Raw genomic sequence first — 18,391 nt, 5'->3', positions numbered from 1 at the left:
TGGAACCACCTGATCCCATCCCGAACTCAGAAGTGAAACGATGCATCGCCGATGGTAGTGTGGGGTTTCCCCATGTGAGAGTAGGTCATCGTCAAGATTGAATTCCGAAACCCCTGTCTGCTAACGCAGACAGGGGTTTTGTCGTTTCAGTGCTCACAAAAGTCCGATATTCAAACCGCTTTGCGTGCCTTGCTGCTCCGACGAGCCTGCCATTTGCGCCACCAGATGTAGACGCCAGTTCCCGACAACCCTGCAATCAGAACACCCAATATCGCGATCATCACTTGCCCGGTGAAGCCTATGATCCGTCCCCCATGTATCGGCAACTGCAATCGATAAAACCGCTCTCCCAATGTCCCTTCTCCTGCGATCTCCTGCCCCAGTAATCGCCCGTCAGTACCGTGGAAGAACAACCAGGATTTGCCGTGGGCCTCGGTGTCATGCTGCCCAAACCCCGCACCGTAAAAGTTGTACTCAAAGCTGTAATACACCTCGCCGATCGCCGCCGTCAGCCCCAACCTTTTCCCCTCCTGTTGTGCCCTTTCGTATGCCTGTTGATAACTTAATCGGGTGATCCCCAGCTCTTCGGCAGGCATTCGCCCTCGCGCCTCATACACGCTCGGTTCAATCGGAGAAAACAGCGACACCGCGGGTTTGAAGACCTGGCTCGGCAGGTTCATCGCCACACTGCTGACGGCTATCGGCAGCAATAACAACCACAGCCACAAGCCCCCCGCCCGGTGCAGATCGAAGTTGAGTCGATAGGCATGCCCACCCTTGATCTTCCAGGCGTTCGACCACTTCTTCCAGAACGGTTTACCCCTCGGCAACGTCAGCCAGAGGGCGATGAAGCAATCGATTACCCAGGCGATGGCCACGAACCCCATCAACAGCAAACCCCAGTTTCCGGGCAGTGTCAGGTTGTAGTGAAACTCGAGAATGAACGGAACGAAGTTCTCACGCTGGAAACAGCACTCGCCCCAGTAACGCTGACCTTTTTGCTCGCCATTGACAGGGTCGAGGTAGAACACCTGGTTGCGTTCTTTATACGGTTCGTCCGTCGCCGGATCATTTCGCGGAACCGCCGCCAGCAATGCCGTGTGGCCTGCCTCATTCGGGTACTCCATGTACCAGACCTGCAACTTCGGATGGGCCGATTGCACCACATCAACCAGCTCACCTGGCGGCAGACGCTCCCCCTCGGCCGAGGCAGCGTAAAACTCCGGATTCAACCACTCATCCAGCTCATGATTGAATGCCAGAATGCTGCCGGTAATCCCCGCCAGCAGCAGAAAAACCGCCGTGGCCAACCCGATATACCGGTGCAATAAAACCAGAAACGAACGCATGAAAATTTCCCCCACAGATACGACAAAGCCAGCCCCTGAAATCAGGGGCTGGCTTTTTTATGCACAAGACAAAGGCTTAGAACTGGTAACTGACCGTCGCGGCGACGTTGCGCTCTTCGCCCATGTAGCAGAAGTCCAGACTGGCGCAGGAGGCTACGTAGGATTCGTTGGTCAGATTGTTCGCATTCAGGCGTACGTCGACACCCTTCAGACCGACCTTTCCGAGGTCATAACCGATCGATGCGTCGAACAATGTGTAGGACGGCACCTTCATGGTGTTCTCTGCATCCGCCCAGCTATAGCCGACATAACGCACACCACCGCCCAGTCGCAGCCCGTCGAGTGCCGCGCTGTCGAACTTGTAGTCCGCCCACAGCGATGCCATATGTCGTGGCGCCTGGGTTGGCGAGTTGCCCTTGTTCTCGATCAAATTGGTCGGTGTGCTCAAGGTGCTGGTCATCGACTTCGAGTATTCAATGTCGGTGAAGGTGTAGCTGCCGAGCACTTTCAGGTTGTCGGTCAGCTGCATGTGCGCTTCCAGTTCCAGACCCTGAGAGCGGACGGCGCCTACAGCGCGATAGAAGTTTTCCTGCGGCAGTTTGGTCGCCAGGTTCTCCTGATCGATGCGGAACAGCGAGGCGGTGAACAGGTTGTCGGTACCCGGCGGCTGATACTTCAAGCCCATTTCCCACTGCGTTCCATCGGTCGGTGCGAGAGGATTGCCGGCGTTGTCCGCGTAGGAATTCGGATTGAACGACTCTGAATAGCTGACGTACGGCGCGAGACCGTTATCGAACAGATACAGCGCGCCTGCACGGCCGGTGAGCTTGGTGCGTCGGTCGTTGATATCGGTGCCGACCGGACGGCCCGCCTCGGCGATGCGGTTTTCGTCGGAGGTTTCCACCCAGTCCTGGCGCAGTCCCAGCGAGAAGCGCCACTTGTCCATCTCGATCAGGTCTTGCAGGTAAACGCCGGTCTGCTCCAGGCGCCGCAGATAGCTGGTCTCGCCGTACGGCGTAATAGCCGAATTGCCATACACCGGGTTGAACGCGTTGATCGGCGCCAGGCCGCCACTGGTCCAGTCGACCACGGTTTTGCGTCGCTGGTAATCCGCCCCCATCAGCACTGTGTGCTTGGTCGCGCCGGTGAAAAATTCGGCCTGGAGCATGTTGTCGACGATGAACGCGTGCAGACGTTCATCACCGCCGGTGTAGTAGCGATTCAATTCGTTGCTGGTCGGCGACGTCCAGCCATAGGCGTACACCTGATCCATGTTCACTTTGGAGTCGAGGTAGCGGAAATTCTGCCGCGCGGTGAAGACGTCGTTGAAGCGGTGTTCGAACTGGTAACCGAACGACTGCTGATCACGGGAGTAACCATCGATGCCCGGCTCGCCTTCGAAGAAATGCGGCGAAATGCGATTGCCGTTGCGTTGATGAATCGTGCCGTCGGCCGGCACGCCACCGTGATAGCCGCCGTACGGGTCATGCTGCAGATACGCTTGCAGGGTCAGCGAGGTGTCTTCGCTGAAGTCGATGCTGACGGTCGGCGCTAGGGCGAAGCGCTTTTCCTTGTTGTGGTCGAACTGCGTGTCGGACTGATCCGTTAATCCGATCAGACGATAGGCGATGCGTTTGTCGTCATCGACCGGTCCGCTGAAGTCAAAACCGACACCGCGCTGGCCCTGAGTGCCGACGGTGGCTTGAACCTGGTGATAGGCCTCGTACAGCGGCTTCTTGCTGGTCAGCGCCACCAGACCGCCCGGCGAGCTACGGCCGTAAAGTACCGACGACGGGCCCTTGAGAATATCGACGCGCTCGAGGAAATACGGATCGACCTGCATCGTGCTGTAGGTGCCGCTGTCGCCCATCGACTTGAGGCCGTCGAGGTAGATGTTGTCCACCGAGCCATCGTTGAAGCCGCGCATTGCCACGTAGTCGTAACGGTGCGTGGCGCCGTAAGGATTGGTCAGCACGCCGGGGGTGTAACGCATGGCCTGGGACACGGTTTGCGAGCCCTGGTCATCCATTTGCTCGCGGGTAACCACGGACACGCTTTGCGACGTTTCCAGCAGCGCGGTACTGGTTTTGGTGGCGATCTGACTGTGCGTCGCGTTATAGCCGTCCATGCTGCCCAGCGCGTTACCGAGGGCGAAGCCTTTGATGTCGGTGGCCGGCAGAGACAGTGCTTCGGTTTCTGCGACGGAGCGCAACACATAGCTGCTGCCATCCTGGCTGACCGCCTCCAGGCCCGTGCCTCCGAGCAAGTGGCTAAGGGCTTGATCGGTCGAATACTCGCCCTGCACGCCGGGTGATTGTCGGCCTTGAGTCTGCTGTGGGGTCATCGACAAGGTGATGCCGGCTTGGCGTGCGAACTGGTTAAGCGCCTCGCCCAATGGCCCGGCGGCGATGTTGTAGCGGTGGCTGCTGACCTCGCTGGCATTGGCCGCCATGCTCAGGCTCGGCAACACGCCAACGCCGAGTGCAGTAGAGAACAGCGCCGCCCGAACGGCGTGACGCAACAGGCCCGATTCGGCAGAGAAATTCAGAGGGTTCTTACAGGTAACGCGCGCAGTCATTGTAGGTTTCCGTAGGCAGTCGCGAAGGCTGAGTTGAAGTGCTTACTGACTAAGCCGGACTTGCCGCGAAAACCCGCCAAAATAATTTCAGGCCACAGACTCCAGCGTCACCCACCAACGAGTGCGGTAGCGCAATTGCACCGGCAGGGTCTGCGGCAGGATCGCCAGCAGCTTGTCGGTGTCCTCAAGACGGAACACGCCGGACAGGCGCAAATCCGCAATGTCCGACGCACAGTTCAGAAAGCCCTGACGATACCGGCTGACTTCGCTGAGGAAGTCGCCCAGCCGCATGTTGCGGGTCACGATCAGCCCGTCGACCCAGGCACCGGCGTCCATGTCCAACGGCGGCGCCGGGCGAACTTGATGGTGATCGATCAGATAGCTCTGACCGGCGATGGCCTCCGTCGAGTTGCCGGCGGAGTGAATCGCGACCCGGCCACTGGTGACGCTCATGCGCGTGCATCCATCTTCCTGGCGCAGAATGAATCGCGCCTTGAACGGCTCGTAACTGCCATGACGACTCTGCACCCGCAGCGGTCGGTCAAATGGCGCACCTTCATCGGCACCGCCACAGGTGATGATGATTTCGCCACGGGTCAGTTTGATCAGCCGTTGCTGGGCGGTGTAATCGAGATCCACGCTGCTGGCGGTGTTGAGCTCGATCCGCGTGCCGTCCGGCAGCTGGAAGCCACGGCGCTCGCCGGTGGCGGTGGCGTAGTCGGCGCTCCACTGTTGCCAGGCGGAAGTGTCTTTGGCCAACCATCCCGCCGAGCCCATCAGCAGCGCGCCGGACAACAGCTTCAGTGCCTGACGTCGACCCAACCCCTGCGCACTGTTTTCCAGCGTATTGAACGCCACCTGCGCACCGGGCACGGCGCGCAGATTGTGGGTCAGTTCAGCTTGTAGAGACTGCACCCGTTGCCAGGCCAGTTCGTGATCATGGTGTTCGGCGCGCCATTGTTCGCACTGGCGATTCAGGCGCGGATTGCCATGGTTGTTGCGCAGACGCAGGAGCCAGTGAATGGCCTGTCGGACGACCTGTTGCGGTGGCTCGGCGCGTCGGCCGAGCGAGAGGTTATCCACCGGCATCAGTTTTCGTACCGCAACACGTAGCAGTGAAACAGCGCGTCGGCGACGTAGCGTTCTACCGAGCGCAGGGACAGGCCCATCTGCTCGGCGATCTGCTTGTGGGTCAAACCTTCGCACTGAGCCAGCAGAAACGCCTGACGCACTTTCGGCTTCAAGCCTTCAAGCATGCGGGCGATGCCTTCGAGCAGTTCGATCACCAAGGCACGGGATTCGGCACTCGGGGTTTCGGCTTCAGGCAAATGGGCGATGGTTTCCAGATAGGCGCGTTCAATTTCTTCACGGCGCCAATGATCAATCACCAGCCCTCGGGCAACTGTGCGCAAAAACGCGCGAGGTGCCTTGAGTTCCAGACGCTCGGTGCGCTGCAACAGTCGAACGAAGGTGTCCTGGGCCAGATCCGCCGCATCGGCAGCATTGCCCAGCCGAGCGCGCAACCAGCCGTTGAGCCAGCCGTGATGACTACTGTAAAGCGCCTGTACTGCAAACTCAGGAGAGGACATGAACGCGACAGCCCGAACGTCACAAATGATAATTAGTCGCATTGTCATCAAGGGTTACAGAATTTGCAACCGGCGCTGTAAAACAGTCATCAAAAAATGACAGGCGAACGCTCTGGCACGCCGTCCGGCGGGAATCTGGCAGAAATGCCGTCCATTTCCTGCAAAGCCCTAAGTTTTCTCCGAAGCGTGCCGACAGACTGGTGAGACATGCGTGCACCAAAGTAGAGCAGCCCTCAGAACGCTGCCTGCGCTGTACATGGAATGTTGCATCCGGAACGCATCCCCACTTTTCGCATAAGAAGTCCCATGAAATGAATCTCAAGTTCAGCCATAAAATCCTGCTGGCCGCCTCGGGCGTCGTGGTCCTGGCGTTCGCGCTGTTCACTTTGTACAACGACTATCTGCAGCGAAACACCATTCGCCAGAACCTCCAGTCCTCCGTCCAGCAGGCCGGCGACCTGACCGCCAGCAGTGTGCAGAACTGGATGAGCGGGCGGATTCTGGTACTGGAAAACCTCGCGCAGAACGTCGCCCATCAAGGCAAGAACGCCGACTTCCCGGGCCTGGTCGATCAACCGGCCTTCACCTCGAACTTCCAGTTCACCTACGTCGGCCAGGCCAACGGCGTGTTCACCCAGCGCCCTGACGCGAAGATGCCGGACGGTTACGACCCGCGTCAGCGCCCTTGGTACAAGCAAGCCGTGGCCGCTGACCAGACCATGCTGACCCCGCCATACATGGCCGCCGTCGGCGGTCTGGTGGTGACCATCGCCATGCCGGTGAAAAAGAACGGCGAGCTGCTCGGCGTCGTGGGCGGTGACCTGAGCCTGGAAACCCTGGTGAAGATCATCAACTCGGTGGACTTCGGCGGCCTGGGCCACGCTTTCCTGGTCAGCGGGGACGGTCAGGTGATCGTCAGCCCGGATAAAGACCAGGTGATGAAGAACCTCAAGGACATCTACCCGAACGCCGGTGTGCGCATCGAGAAGGGTAACCAGAACGTGGTGCTCAACGGCCAGGAACGCATCCTTTCGTTCACCCCGGTCGCCGGTCTGCCGAATGCCGAGTGGTACATCGGTCTGTCGATCGATCGCGACAAGGCCTACGCCGCACTCAGCCAGTTCCGTACCTCGGCAGTGATTGCGATGTTCGTCGCGGTGGGCGCGATTGCAGTCTTCCTGAGCCTGCTGATCACCGTCCTGATGCGTCCGCTGATCACCATGGGCCGTGCGATGCAGGACATCGCTCAGGGTGAAGGCGACCTGACTCGTCGTCTGGTAGTGGAAAGCAAGGACGAGTTCGGCGAGCTGGGCAGTTCGTTCAACCAGTTCGTGGAGCGGATTCACGCTTCCATTTCCGAAGTGTCTTCCGCGACTCGCCACGTACACGACCTGTCGCAACGGGTGATGGCATCGTCCAACGCCTCGATCATCGGTTCCGACGAGCAAAGCGCGCGCACCAACAGCGTGGCCGCCGCAATCAATCAACTGGGGGCCGCCACTCAGGAAATCGCCCGCAACGCGGCCGACGCTTCGCAACACGCCAGCGGCGCGAGCGAGCAGGCCGACGACGGTCGTCAAGTGGTCGAGCAGACGATTCAGGCCATGACCGAGCTGTCGCAGAAGATCAGCCTGTCGTGCACCCAGATCGAAACCCTGAATGCGAGCACCGATAACATCGGCCACATTCTCGATGTGATCAAAGGCATCTCCCAACAGACCAACCTGCTGGCGCTCAACGCGGCCATCGAAGCGGCCCGAGCCGGTGAAGCCGGACGCGGTTTTGCGGTGGTGGCGGACGAGGTGCGTAACCTCGCTCACCGCACTCAGGAATCGGCGGAAGAGATCCACAAGATGATCACTTCGCTGCAGGTCGGCTCCCGCGAAGCGGTGACCACCATGAACGCCAGTCAGGCGTCCAGCGAGGAGACCGTTGAAGTGGCGAACCAGGCCGGTCTGCGTCTGGTCAGCGTGACCCAGCGCATCGGTGAAATCGACGGCATGAACCAGTCGGTGGCAGCCGCTACCGAAGAGCAGACTGCGGTGGTGGAAACGCTCAACGTCGACGTCAACCAGATCAACCTGCTGAACCAGCAGAGCGTGGCCAACCTCAATGAAACGTTGAAGGATTGCGATGCGTTGTCGCAGCAGGCCAACCGTTTGAAACAGCTGGTCGACAGCTTCAAGATCTGACATCAAGTCAGACCGCGTTATCGTTCATCGCGGGCAAGCCCGCTCCCACAGGATTTCTGGCGCACACAACATTTGTGACCGACCGGGAACCTGTGGGAGCTGGCTTGCCAGCGATAGCGGTGGCTCAATCACCGCAGAACTGAAACCTTACACAAACAGCTTCAGCACATTGCCCATCGCATCATCGGCAAACCCCTGCACGAAATCCTTGAACCCCGGCAGTGCCTCGGGCCCACCGCTGGCCGGTTCGGCAATGATCGTCCAGGTCGCCCGCGACTTGCCCGCGCCCAGTGATTCCACATTCATCGCCGCCCACAGATTGGCCACGCCCAAGGTGTTGTAGATCGTGGTCCAGGTCATGCTCAGCGCCTGGTCGTCCCGGGAATTGAGTTGCTCGACCACCACGTTGCCATCCTTGAAGAACTTCTTGCGCAGCGACGACACGCCTTCGCCGGTCATTTCGATATGCGACAGCGCCGGAATGAAACGGTCGAAACCGTCGAATTTACCGACCACCGCCCACACTTGTTTGGCGTCCACCGGCACTTCCACCGAAGACACGACGTGGCAGCCGTGAGGGTTTTTGATCAGGGTGTCGGGTTGCAGATTGCTCATGGTGTTGCTCCTTGGTTGATGAGTCAGATGAAGTTGATTTCTTTCAGGTAGTCGCAGCCGCGACGCAGCAGCGCCGGGGATTTTTCCGGGTAGTGCGCGCCCATCTGCTGCACGCCGGCCTGGGCGTTGGCGTGGCCGATCAGGGAGATGTCGCCGATGTCTTCCTCGAAGCCGTTGAGGTAGAAACCGAGCACGCCGAACAGCGCGTTGTCGGCATCGACCCGGCCCAGTTGCTGTTGCCAGTCGGCGACGCTGACCAGCGAAAACTCGCTGCCGGTTTCGCGGAACGACGCAACGTAGGCATCCCAGCTCAGGGGCTCCGGGTTGTGCAGGTTGAACACCGCCCGTTCGGCCGAGTAACGGCTGGCGTGGAAGGCGATGAAACGGGCGAGAAAATCCACCGGCATCAGGTCGAAATTCAGCGCGAAGGCCGGCACCTGACCGAGCTGGATCGAGCCCTTGAGCATCAGCATCAAACGGTTCTTGTGCGGCTGACAGACGCCGCTGAGGCTGTTGAAACTGATGTTGCCGGGCCGATACAGATTGACCCGCACCCCACGCTCCCGCGCCCGTTCGAGGATGCGTTCGCCAACCCATTTCGACAGGTTGTAGCCGTTGCGGATGTAGATCGGCGGCGTCGGTGCGGCGGGCAATTCCAGCACCCGGCCTGCGTCGTCGACGGTGCTGGAGGCGGACAGCGTCGAGACGAAATTGAACACCTTCTTGCTGCGCCCTTCGCACAGTCGAAGCAGTTCGAAAATCGGCTCGACGTTGTCCGCCGCCAGCGACTCGTAGTCGAGTACGTGATTGACGTTGGCGGCGTTGTGCACCAGCGCGCCGAATTCACGATCCAACCGCTCGAAATCGTCATCGGCCAAGCCCAGTTGCGGCCGGGTGATGTCCGCCGAATAGACCCGCACCCGACTCAGGTCCAGATGTTCCAGGCGGTTCTCTCGCAGCGCTTGGGCAAAGCGCTGCGCCGCGGTTTGCCCGCCGCCGTCGCGCACCAGACACGCCACTTCGCTGACGCCCCATCCCAGCAGCGCCTCGACGATGTGCACACCGACAAAACTGTTGGCGCCGGTGACGATCACCTTGTGCACATCGCCCATGCGGCTGATCGGCAACGGCTCGATTTCCAGCGTTCGCTCGGCGTCGGCCATTGCCTGGGCGCTGAGCACCGCGCTGTCATCGGTGCCGCGTACCAGGGTGGCGAGCTTGGTGATGGTCGGCAGTTCGATGAAGCGGTTGATCGAAATGCTGCGACCGAATTCCTCCCGCAGACGCAGGAGCATGCGCGACAGCAGAATCGAGTGACCGCCGAGATTGAAGAAGCTTTCGTCGGTGGAAATGTCGCTGGTCGGCAGCTCCAGCAGTTCGCCCCAGATCTCCAGCAGCAGCGCTTCGTCGGCGTTGGCCGGCAGGCATTTGGGGCCGCTGTCCTGCACGCTGACCGGCAGTTCCAGCAAGGCCTTGCGATCGACTTTGCCATTGGCGGCGAACGGCATGTTCGGCAGTTCCGTCCATGCCACCGGTTGCATGTAGTCGGGTAAAAACTGCTGTGCGTGAGCTTTCAACGACTCGCGCGCGGCGTCCGATTGCGGCTGGGCAAGGAACGCCAGAATCCGTCGCTGACTGTCGATCACCACGGCGATCTGCCGATACAGCTGACTCTCGCGCAGGCAGCGCTCGATCTCCTCCGGCTCGACCCGGAAGCCGCGAATCTTCACCTGATTGTCGCGGCGTCCGCACAGCTCGATGCCATCCTCGCCCCACTTGGCCATGTCGCCGCTGCGGTAGGCGCGCAGACGCTGACCATCCGGCAACTCCAGGTCCAGATAGCGCTCGGCGGTCTGCTGTGGATTGTTCAAGTAACCCAGGCACACGCCGGGGCCGACGATGAACAGTTCGCCCACCGTTTGCTCCGGCACCGGTTGCAGATCGTCATCGAGGATCAGCACCTGACTGTTGGCAATCGGTCCGCCGAGCGTGCGATTGCTGTCGCTTGGTCGCAGTTGTCGCGCGGTGATCAGCACCGTGGCTTCGGTCGGACCGTAGAGGTTGTGCAGCTTGCCCTGGCGGGTCAGTTGCTCGATCACGAACGGCTCACACACATCACCGCCGGTCATGATTTGCCCGACGCTTTGCAGTTGCTCCAGCGGCAGGATGCTCAACAGCGCCGGCGGCAGGAACGCGTGGGTCAGTTGCCGACGGCGAATCAGCGCCACCAGTTGCAGCGGATCACGGCGCTGGTTGTCGTCGGGCACCACCAGTTCCGCGCCTTCGAGCAGGGTCGGGAAAATGTCGATCAGCGACGAGTCAAAACTCAGCGACGAGAACTGCAGCACCCGGCTCTCGGCCCGCAACTGCACATAGCTGGCGTACCACGCGGTGAAGTGGGCAAGGTTTGCCTGACTCAGCAGCACACCCTTCGGATGCCCGGTGGTGCCCGAGGTGTAGAGCGCCATGCACGGCGCATCGAGCTCGGGCTGGCGAAGCATCAACGGTTGCGACAGATCGACGTCAGTGCTGTCGATGCGGCAGACATCCAGCCCCGGCATCGAACCGCTCAGTGGGTGTTCGCCGTCGTGCAGCAACAGCACCGCTCCGGCGTTTTCCAGAATGTACTGCTGACGCTGAAGCGGATGGCTCGGCTCCAGCGGCAGGTACACCGCGCCGCTGCCGAGAATCGCCAGGATCGAAGCAAACAGCGCATCGCATTTCGGCAGGCAAATCCCCACCACCCAAGGTTGCGGTTGTGTCTCCAGCATTGTCAGCAACCGTTGCTGGATTGCACGGCTGTGATCATGCAACTGGCGATAGCTGATCGACTGCTCGGCGAGGTGCAGCGCCGGGCGCTCCGCGTGTTCGATCAGACTCTGTTGCAGCCGCTCGATCACCGGGATTTGCGCCTGTTGCAGCAAGGCCGGATGGGCCGTGGCATTGAGGCGATGGATGTAAGCCAGGCTGTCGAGGAACAGCAGGTTTTCCACCAGCTCGAAGTCCGGCGCACGGGCCGCTGTCGCGTGCTGGAAATACTCGGCATCGCGGGAAAAACGGCTGACCAGCAGCGCCACTTCGTCCACCACTTGCGCCAGTGTTCGCTGGCGCAGGGCCTGCCCATTGCCGGACGGTTCGTCGGCGATGGGCACGCGGCTCAGCAGCGTCGAGTTGCAGAGGCATAGCAGATCGAGCACCGGCAGTCCGCCGATGCCCGTTGCACCAATGCCCAGGCGCAAGTTCAGCTGCGCTGTCGTGCCGTAATCCTGGGGCGCAAGACTGCCGTCATCGATCACCAGATCCACCGACGGAGCAATCTCTGTCAGCAATGAATGACCGTGTTGTTCGAGCTCCTGCGCCAGGTCGGTCAAGGCCTGGCTGCGGCCCCTCAGCAAAATGTCGAGACGTCTCATGTCAGCCTCCTTGTCAAACCAGGTAGTCGCGCAGGGCGTGCTGCACGCACGGTGTGTCGAGCAGCGAGCTGTTGTGGAAAAACCGCACGATGTTGCCCACCAGCGGGTGGTGGCGATTGATCGGGAAGGCCAGCCCGGCCATCTCGTCTTTCAGTGCGCGGCGGGTGGCATCGTTGACTGGCAGGGCGTCGATCAGGCGCAGGTCGAAGGACTTCTGGATGTCGTTGGTCAGGTAATGGCCGATGAACACCGGCAGGATCTGCGCGATGCAGTCGCGATCCGCATCGCTCGCGGTGTGCCAGTAGATGCGCACCATCCGCGCCCAGAAACTCGAGTGCCGGCCCTCGTCGAGCAAGTGGTCGGCCATCAGGCCCTTGATCGATGGCTTGACCGTGTCGTCCCGGGCGAACGCCGCGACATCGCCAGTCACGGTGTTTTCGGCGATGGCCACGCAGATCAGCTCCACGGCGCTGCGCAGGTGTGGCGGAGCCAGTTCGACGGCGGCCGGAATCGCCCGGCTCAGTTCGATTTCATTCGGCAGCTCGATCGGCTGGATGCCGGTCATGGCCACCGTCTGCTGCATGAAATCCATCGCCACCAGCGCGTGGTAATCCTCGTCCACCACCACGGTCATAGCGTCGTAGCGACAGGCGAACGGGAAGGCCACGGCGAAGCGGTTCTTGGCGATGCTGCGGGCGGTCTTGTCGACGATCTCGGTTTCGAAAATCACCACGTCGTTGATGAATTTGTACAGCGTCTGCACCAGGGCGAAATCACGCTGCTGCGGGCATTCGCGCAGGAAGGTTTCGCTGAGCACCAAGGGCTGGCGGCTGAGCGGATAGATCAGCCGCGCGTCGTCCTCCAGCACGCGGCGTGGCCGGGTGCGGATGGTCGCGCGGCTTTCCCAGGCGTCGGCGAAAGACTGGTAGTCGGCGGCGTTCATTGGGCCACCTCCGCCAGCGGTTCGCGTATGCTCAGGCGCAGGCCGTCCCACAGGGCGATGCGGCTTTCCACGGCGGCGATGGCGCTGGCGTAGACCTCGGCTTCGCGCTGCGGATCGCCATCGACCAAGCGATCCAGCAGTTGCTCGGCGGCCGGGCCGTGGTCTTCGGAGTCGACCTCGATGTGTCGCTCGAGGTAGTAACGGAAGGTCGGCGCCTGTTCGACGCCGATGCCCCAGGCATCGAGCATGCGCTGGAACATGGTCGGGATCACGCTCTCGCGACCGTGAAGGAATGCGGCGGCAACGCTGTGACCGGGTGCATGCAGTGCGGTGTGCAAGGTGTCACGGACGAACCGCGCAGCGGCCGGATCGACCTCGACGCTTTGCAGGGCGACGTCGTAACTCACGCCTTCCTGTTGCAGCGTCACGAAGCGCTCCACCGCTGTCGTGTCCGCACCGACTTCGCGCATCGCATCGAGGTACAGTTCGAAGTGACTGTAATGCCCGTGTGACAGCCGATCGTCCGATTCTTCCCCGAGCACGATTTCGTTGATCAGTCTTGCCGCGTGCGGATCGCGAGGCGGCAACCACGGCAGACGCGTGCAAGTCAGTTCCTGCTGCAGGCGCTTGGTCAGCGACATGAAGTCCCAGACAGCAAATACATGGGACTCCATGAACCGGCGCAATGTCGCCAAAGAATCGATTTCGGAGAAGATCGGATGAACGCTGAGTTCGGATTTCTTTAGTGTAAGTTGCTCTTTAGTTGGCATGGTTGCGAGACTCTGGCTAATGGGGAAGTAGGGACTGCTCAATCAATCGCTAATAACGCTGAACAAGTTTCTCCAGGCGAACGACAGCCTCATTCGGTTTCGATGAAAGCAGGCAATGTTTGAAGGGCCCGAGACAGCAGCGGACGGTCAAGCCGTCGCAATCGAGGCCGTACTGCAAGGTTGTACCGGGTTCGTCATTTCGGATCCAAACTCGGCGAAGAAAAACTAATACATCGCAAAACAACTTAACAAGTTTATTTTTAATTATTTTTAGTTGGCTGTTTTTGAAGTATGAGTGGGTCTGATAAAACTTATAAGTTAAGTTTTATTTGGGCGTAGTTGCTCCTTTCGGCGTTTAATGGCCAAAATTGAACGACAAGAGTGAATGCCTCACTCGAACCAACTTTCCAATTGAGTAATTGAATGAATATGAGGGGATGAAGTCGGGCTGTAACGGCGCCGTTTCTTCCTGTTCCCGTGACAAGGCTCCTTCCGTAGGTTCCTGGTGCGGGGACTGCTGCCGGGGCGGCGCGTCCCCGTTCTATATTGGGTTGGCGGTCCAAGGGTGCGCGTAAATCAGCGCCGCGGCTATCGTCGAAAATGACTTCCTTGCGGGTGCAAATTCCGGGCTGTTCAAAGCAGGGGGAGGTTAGAGCGCAAGCGTCGATGTGCCACGGCAAATGACCGTGACCGGTGGGGGGATTTGTAAGCGGGTTATTCGCCGGGTGAGTGGAGGCTCACCCGGGAGGGAGAATTCAGCGTGCTGCTTTGCGGCTTTGGCCGGCTGAGCTGGCGAGGTAACGGGTGATCACCTCGACACCGCGATTGAGGTGTTGCTCCAGCAGTGTCACGGCGTGCGGGGTGTCACGCTCTTTCACGGCCTGCAACAACGCGCGGTGATCGTCCTGGGAGAGTTTGCCCAGGCCCATGGCCTCGAGGTTGAAGCGCAGGAAGCGTTCTTCTTCATTCAGGCCGTCTTCCACCAGTCGCAATAGCCGGCCATTGGGCGCCTTGCTGTAGAGCGCCATGTGAAACAGACGGTTGAGCCGGCCGATTTCGGTGTAGTCGTGTTCGTTTTCCAGTTCTTCGATGTAGCCGGCCGCGCGTTCGTGATCGGCCGGGGTCAGCAGCGGGATCGACTGGCGCAGCGCTTCTGACTCCAGCAGGATGCGCAGCTCATAGGTTTGCGTTGCATCGCCCTGAATCAGTGGCGCCACCACGGCGCCCTTGTGGGCAATCACGCTGAGCAGGCCCTGAGCCTCAAGTTGGCGCAAGGCTTCGCGCACCGGCATGCGGCTGACACCGAACAGGTCGGCCAGGTCTTGCTGGCGCACGGCGGTGCCGCAGGGCAGGCGCCCGTCGAGAATCGCGGCTCGCAGGGTTTCTTCGATGACCGAGCGCGCCAGATGCGCGGGAATCGGGCCGTCGACTTTGATGCTGTGGAGTGGCTTGGGCTTCTGGGTCACAACTGCACACCCTATGACTGCGGATTTGGATCCAAAGGACACTAGTGATTGCTCTACAGGTTGTCAAACCGTGTAGAAGAACCCTGTCACATCTGAAGTTTAGCGCGCCAGCGATGATCTCAGGGTGCCATTGTTTTTTGCTGGGCTAACCTTCACCATCAAGCGCTTTCCTCTCTGCCCTGGATGCCTTGCATTGGCGGTACGTTTCGCGTTCCCACGGATCGCGCGCTGGCTTGCCTGCGCGCTGCTGCTGGCCGGCATCATGCTGGGCGGCCTGCATGCCGATTGGGATTTTTCCGCGATCAGCCGCAAGGCCACGGCGCTGTACGGGCCGTTGGGTGCCGGGCAACAGCGGATCGATGCCTGGCAGAATCTGCTGGCCACGCAGAAGCAGGTCAGCGAGATGGAAAAGCTTAAAGTGGTGAACCTGTTTTTCAACAAACAGATGCGCTACGTCGAAGACATCGATCTGTGGCACGAGGTCGACTATTGGGAAACCCCCATCGAAGCCTTGTGGAAAGGCGCCGGCGACTGCGAAGACTATGCGATCGCCAAGTATTTCAGCCTGCGCCACCTCGGTGTGGCCAGTGACAAGTTGCGCATCACCTACGTCAAGGCGCTGCGCCAGAACCGCGCGCACATGGTCCTGACTTACTATTCCAGCCCTGACGCCATGCCGCTGGTGCTCGACAGCCTGATCGACCCGATCAAGCCGGCCGCCGAGCGAACCGATTTGCTGCCGGTCTACTCTTTCAATGCCGAAGGGTTGTACCTGCCGGGCGCCAAGGGCAACAAGAAGGTCGGTGACACCAAACGCCTGTCACGCTGGCAGGATGTGCTGAAGAAAATGCAGGCCGAAGGATTTCCGGTCGAGACGACTAACTAGGAGCACGCGCTCAGATGTCTTTGTTCAAACAGCTGTTGATCGCTATCTGTCTGTTCCTGGTGGTCGCCTTCACCGGCAGCTTCATGGTCAGTCTGGAGAGCTCGCGCACCCAGTACGTCAACCAGTTGCGCTCCCACGCCCAGGATGCGGCCACGGCGCTGGCGCTGTCGTTGACGCCGAACATCGATGACCCGGCGATGGTCGAGCTGCTGGTCAGTTCGATCTTCGACAGCGGTTATTATTCGAGCATCCGCGTGGTCGATCTGAAGACCGACCAGACCATCGTCGAGCGCAATGGCATTCCGGCGGTCACCAACGTGCCGGACTGGTTCGTCAAATTGATCGGCCTGGAGCCGGCCGGTGGCGATGCGCTGGTCAGCCGTGGCTGGGAGCAGGCAGCGCGGGTCGAGGTGGTCAGCCACCCGATGTTCGCCCTGGCCAAGCTCTGGCAGAGCGCACTCGGCAGTCTTGGCTGGTTGCTGGTCTGCGGTGCGGTCAGTGCGGTGCTGGGCGCGTTGTTGCTGCGTCGGCAATTGAAGCCGCTGGATTACATGGTCAAGCAATCCCACGCCATCGCCCGCCGCGAGTTCCTCAGCCTGCCGGACCTGCCGCGCACGCCTGAATTGCGCCGCGTAGTGCTGGCGATGAACCAGATGGTCGAGAAGCTCAAGGCGCTGTTTCAGGAGCAGGCAGAGCGCAGTGAAAAACTGCGCACCGAGTCCTATCAGGACAACCTCACGGGGCTGGCCAACCGGCGTTATTTCGAGATGCAACTGAATGCGCGGGTGAGCAACCCGGAGCAGGCCAGTTCCGGTTATCTGCTGCTATTGCGGGTCAAGGATCTGGCTGGGCTCAACCAGCGTCTTGGCGGTCAGCGTACCGATGAATTGTTGAAAGCGGTTGGCGAGCAACTGTCCCGCGAGTGCGCCAAATACCCGGAAACCCAGAACCTCATCACCCGCATTCGCGGTGGTGAATTCGCCGTGCTGGCGCCGGGGCTGACCCGCGAAGAAGCGTTGCAGCTGGCGCAGAGCCTCGACAGTGCCCTGAGCAGCCTGCACGCGACGGGCGCCACCGACGTGGCCGCCGTGGCTTCTATCGGCCTGGCACCGTTCGCTCACGGCGACTCGCCGCAAGCGGTCCTCAGCCTCGGCGATCAGGCGCTGGCCCAGGCCGAAGGGCAGGGCGAGCAGAACTGGGCATGCCTCGATCAGAGCCTGGTGGCGGACGTCGGTGACGATCACCACGCTTGGCACCGTTTGCTCGATCAGGCGTTGAATCAGCGGCGTTTCGAGCTGTTCTTCCAGCCGGTAGTGGCGGCGCAGGACACGCAACTGGTGCTGCATTACAAGGTGCTGTCGCGCTTGCTCGACGAGCAGGGCCAGACCATTCCCGCCGGGCGCTTCCTGCCGTGGCTTGAGCGCTTCGGCTGGACCGCGCGGCTGGACCGGTTGATGCTCGAGCGGGTGCTGGAGCAGATGGCCGGTCATGAAGAATCCCTGGCGCTGAATCTGTCCTCGGCGACCCTGGCCGATCCGCAGGCGTTGAACAAAGTGTTCGAGATTCTGCGAGCGCATTCCAACCTCGGTGCGCGCCTGACCCTGGAAATCGGCGAGGAACAATTGCCGGAGCAAGCGGTGCTGGAACAGTTGACCCGGCGCCTGCGCGAGCTCGGTTTCTCCCTGAGCCTGCAGCGTTTTGGCGGACGCTTCAGCATGATCGGCAACCTGGCGCGGCTGGGGCTGGCGTATTTGAAGATCGATGGCAGTTACATCCGGGCGATCGATCAGGAAAGCGACAAGCGTTTGTTCATCGAAGCGATCCAGCGTGCGGCGCACAGCATCGATCTGCCGCTGATTGCCGAGCGGGTCGAGACGGAAGGGGAATTGTCGGTGATTCGCGAGATGGGGTTGTATGGGGTTCAGGGGCAGCTGTTCGGTGAGCCCAAGCCCTGGAAATAATGCAGCGCCAAACTGATCGTTCCCACGCTCCGCGTGGGAATGCATAAAGGGACGCCCCGCGTTCCAGTCACACCGTCGGTGTCGCGTCAGACACTGATGTGACGCGGAGCGTCACGGGCGGCATTCCCACGCAGAGCGTGGGAACGATCGACTGTAGGCAAATCAGATCAACCCGCCCTCATCCTCATCAATCAACTGACTCAACCCGCCCAGCGCTTCCCGCGCCTGGGTCCGGTCCATCAACTTGGCCTGGGCCGCCGCTGGCAGGTCGGTGACGCGGATCACGCCTTTCTGGGTCAGCACCTGAATCAGGTCATCGAGTACCCGGATCATTTCCAGGTCGCTCTGCTTGAGCTGTTTGAGGCTGTTCTCCACGGCCTCGTTGGCGTACCAGGCCTGGATTTCGTGGTGGTCGGCCGGCAGCGTTTCCGTGGCCTCGGCGTAGGCCGCAGCTTCCACGCGAATCAACTGACCCTGCGCATCGCGTTGCACGTAAAACATTGAGCATCCCTCGGAAATGGACCAGCGTCATGCTGTCAGCAGCATAGCCAACTGCGCGCGAGTATGCGGTGCGCCGACGAAATCGTCACCGGTTCAAGCACCGCAAACGTGACGGCCGCCCCAAGTGG

General features: G+C 60.6%; 13 protein-coding genes and 1 rRNA gene. 4 read left to right on the top strand and 10 right to left on the bottom strand.

The window, feature by feature from the left end:
• A 5S ribosomal RNA gene (rrf, locus tag CAF74_RS28310) occupies positions 1 to 97 on the top strand; the annotation flags it as partial.
• A gap of 73 nt (positions 98 to 170) precedes the next feature.
• On the opposite strand, the gene CAF74_RS28305 is transcribed toward rrf, so the two are convergent.
• The 4 genes from CAF74_RS28305 to CAF74_RS28290 all read right to left on the bottom strand — a co-directional run bounded on the left by CAF74_RS28305 (position 171) and on the right by CAF74_RS28290 (position 5,516).
• The gene (locus CAF74_RS28305) at positions 171 to 1,349 is read right to left on the bottom strand and encodes a PepSY domain-containing protein (RefSeq protein WP_085748546.1); all 1,179 of its coding nucleotides are present in this window, start codon (positions 1,347 to 1,349) and stop codon (positions 171 to 173) included.
• 76 nt (positions 1,350 to 1,425) lie between these two features.
• Positions 1,426 to 3,927 carry a TonB-dependent siderophore receptor gene (locus CAF74_RS28300; RefSeq protein ID WP_085748545.1) on the bottom strand — a complete coding sequence of 834 codons (2,502 nt, stop codon included), beginning with the start codon at positions 3,925 to 3,927 and terminating at the stop codon, positions 1,426 to 1,428.
• 87 nt (positions 3,928 to 4,014) lie between these two features.
• The gene (locus CAF74_RS28295) at positions 4,015 to 5,016 is read right to left on the bottom strand and encodes a FecR domain-containing protein (protein ID WP_085748544.1); all 1,002 of its coding nucleotides are present in this window, start codon (positions 5,014 to 5,016) and stop codon (positions 4,015 to 4,017) included.
• Positions 5,016 to 5,516, bottom strand: a complete 501-nt coding sequence (locus CAF74_RS28290; protein ID WP_085748543.1) for a sigma-70 family RNA polymerase sigma factor — start codon at positions 5,514 to 5,516, stop codon at positions 5,016 to 5,018. Before CAF74_RS28290 ends, CAF74_RS28295 begins: the two co-directional genes overlap by 1 nt.
• Before the next feature lie 311 nt (positions 5,517 to 5,827).
• Between CAF74_RS28290 and CAF74_RS28285 the strand changes: the two genes are divergently transcribed.
• On the top strand, positions 5,828 to 7,708 hold the full coding sequence (locus CAF74_RS28285; protein ID WP_011331841.1) for a methyl-accepting chemotaxis protein: 1,881 nt from the start codon (positions 5,828 to 5,830) through the stop codon (positions 7,706 to 7,708).
• Positions 7,709 to 7,855: 147 nt separating this feature from the next.
• Here CAF74_RS28285 and CAF74_RS28280 read toward each other — a convergent pair whose 3' ends face one another.
• The 5 genes from CAF74_RS28280 to CAF74_RS28260 all read right to left on the bottom strand — a co-directional run bounded on the left by CAF74_RS28280 (position 7,856) and on the right by CAF74_RS28260 (position 14,915).
• Positions 7,856 to 8,323, bottom strand: a complete 468-nt coding sequence (locus CAF74_RS28280) for an SRPBCC family protein (RefSeq protein WP_085748542.1) — start codon at positions 8,321 to 8,323, stop codon at positions 7,856 to 7,858.
• A 23-nt stretch (positions 8,324 to 8,346) separates the two neighbouring features.
• Positions 8,347 to 11,736, bottom strand: coding sequence for a non-ribosomal peptide synthetase (locus tag CAF74_RS28275; protein ID WP_085748541.1), 3,390 nt, complete (start codon positions 11,734 to 11,736; stop codon positions 8,347 to 8,349).
• Positions 11,737 to 11,749: 13 nt separating this feature from the next.
• Positions 11,750 to 12,679, bottom strand: coding sequence for a diiron oxygenase (locus CAF74_RS28270; protein WP_085748540.1), 930 nt, complete (start codon positions 12,677 to 12,679; stop codon positions 11,750 to 11,752).
• Entirely contained in the window at positions 12,676 to 13,449 is a 774-nt protein-coding gene (locus tag CAF74_RS28265; RefSeq protein WP_085748539.1) for a DUF3050 domain-containing protein, read from the bottom strand. The genes CAF74_RS28270 and CAF74_RS28265 overlap by 4 nt, the downstream gene beginning before the upstream one ends.
• Positions 13,450 to 14,204: 755 nt before the next feature.
• Positions 14,205 to 14,915, bottom strand: a complete 711-nt coding sequence (locus CAF74_RS28260; protein WP_085748538.1) for a GntR family transcriptional regulator — start codon at positions 14,913 to 14,915, stop codon at positions 14,205 to 14,207.
• 193 nt (positions 14,916 to 15,108) lie between these two features.
• Here CAF74_RS28260 and lapG point away from each other — a divergent pair, with 193 nt between their 5' ends.
• Entirely contained in the window at positions 15,109 to 15,801 is a 693-nt protein-coding gene (gene lapG, locus CAF74_RS28255) for a cysteine protease LapG (protein WP_085748537.1), read from the top strand.
• Between the two features lie 14 nt (positions 15,802 to 15,815).
• A complete protein-coding gene (lapD, locus tag CAF74_RS28250; protein WP_085748536.1) occupies positions 15,816 to 17,762 on the top strand; it encodes a cyclic di-GMP receptor LapD in 1,947 nt (648 codons plus the stop codon).
• A 162-nt stretch (positions 17,763 to 17,924) separates the two neighbouring features.
• On the opposite strand, the gene CAF74_RS28245 is transcribed toward lapD, so the two are convergent.
• Positions 17,925 to 18,263 (bottom strand): tryptophan synthase subunit beta, encoded by a 339-nt coding sequence (locus tag CAF74_RS28245; protein ID WP_085613332.1) that lies wholly within the window; start codon positions 18,261 to 18,263, stop codon positions 17,925 to 17,927.
• Positions 18,264 to 18,391: the final 128 nt, after the last annotated feature.

The organism is Pseudomonas sp. R45(2017) (genome assembly GCF_002112305.1).
In the GTDB taxonomy this organism is placed as follows: domain Bacteria; phylum Pseudomonadota; class Gammaproteobacteria; order Pseudomonadales; family Pseudomonadaceae; genus Aquipseudomonas; species Aquipseudomonas paraglycinae.
This window is presented reverse-complemented; position numbering and strand designations above follow the sequence as displayed.

Coding starts and splice junctions, on each gene's coding strand:
- CAF74_RS28305 (WP_085748546.1), bottom strand. CDS start 1,349: ATGCGTTCGTTTCTGGTTTTATTGCACCGGTATATCGGGTTGGCCACG.
- CAF74_RS28300 (WP_085748545.1), bottom strand. CDS start 3,927: ATGACTGCGCGCGTTACCTGTAAGAACCCTCTGAATTTCTCTGCCGAA.
- CAF74_RS28295 (WP_085748544.1), bottom strand. CDS start 5,016: ATGCCGGTGGATAACCTCTCGCTCGGCCGACGCGCCGAGCCACCGCAA.
- CAF74_RS28290 (WP_085748543.1), bottom strand. CDS start 5,516: ATGTCCTCTCCTGAGTTTGCAGTACAGGCGCTTTACAGTAGTCATCAC.
- CAF74_RS28285 (WP_011331841.1), top strand. CDS start 5,828: ATGAATCTCAAGTTCAGCCATAAAATCCTGCTGGCCGCCTCGGGCGTC.
- CAF74_RS28280 (WP_085748542.1), bottom strand. CDS start 8,323: ATGAGCAATCTGCAACCCGACACCCTGATCAAAAACCCTCACGGCTGC.
- CAF74_RS28275 (WP_085748541.1), bottom strand. CDS start 11,736: ATGAGACGTCTCGACATTTTGCTGAGGGGCCGCAGCCAGGCCTTGACC.
- CAF74_RS28270 (WP_085748540.1), bottom strand. CDS start 12,679: ATGAACGCCGCCGACTACCAGTCTTTCGCCGACGCCTGGGAAAGCCGC.
- CAF74_RS28265 (WP_085748539.1), bottom strand. CDS start 13,449: ATGCCAACTAAAGAGCAACTTACACTAAAGAAATCCGAACTCAGCGTT.
- lapD (WP_085748536.1), top strand. CDS start 15,816: ATGTCTTTGTTCAAACAGCTGTTGATCGCTATCTGTCTGTTCCTGGTG.
- CAF74_RS28245 (WP_085613332.1), bottom strand. CDS start 18,263: ATGTTTTACGTGCAACGCGATGCGCAGGGTCAGTTGATTCGCGTGGAA.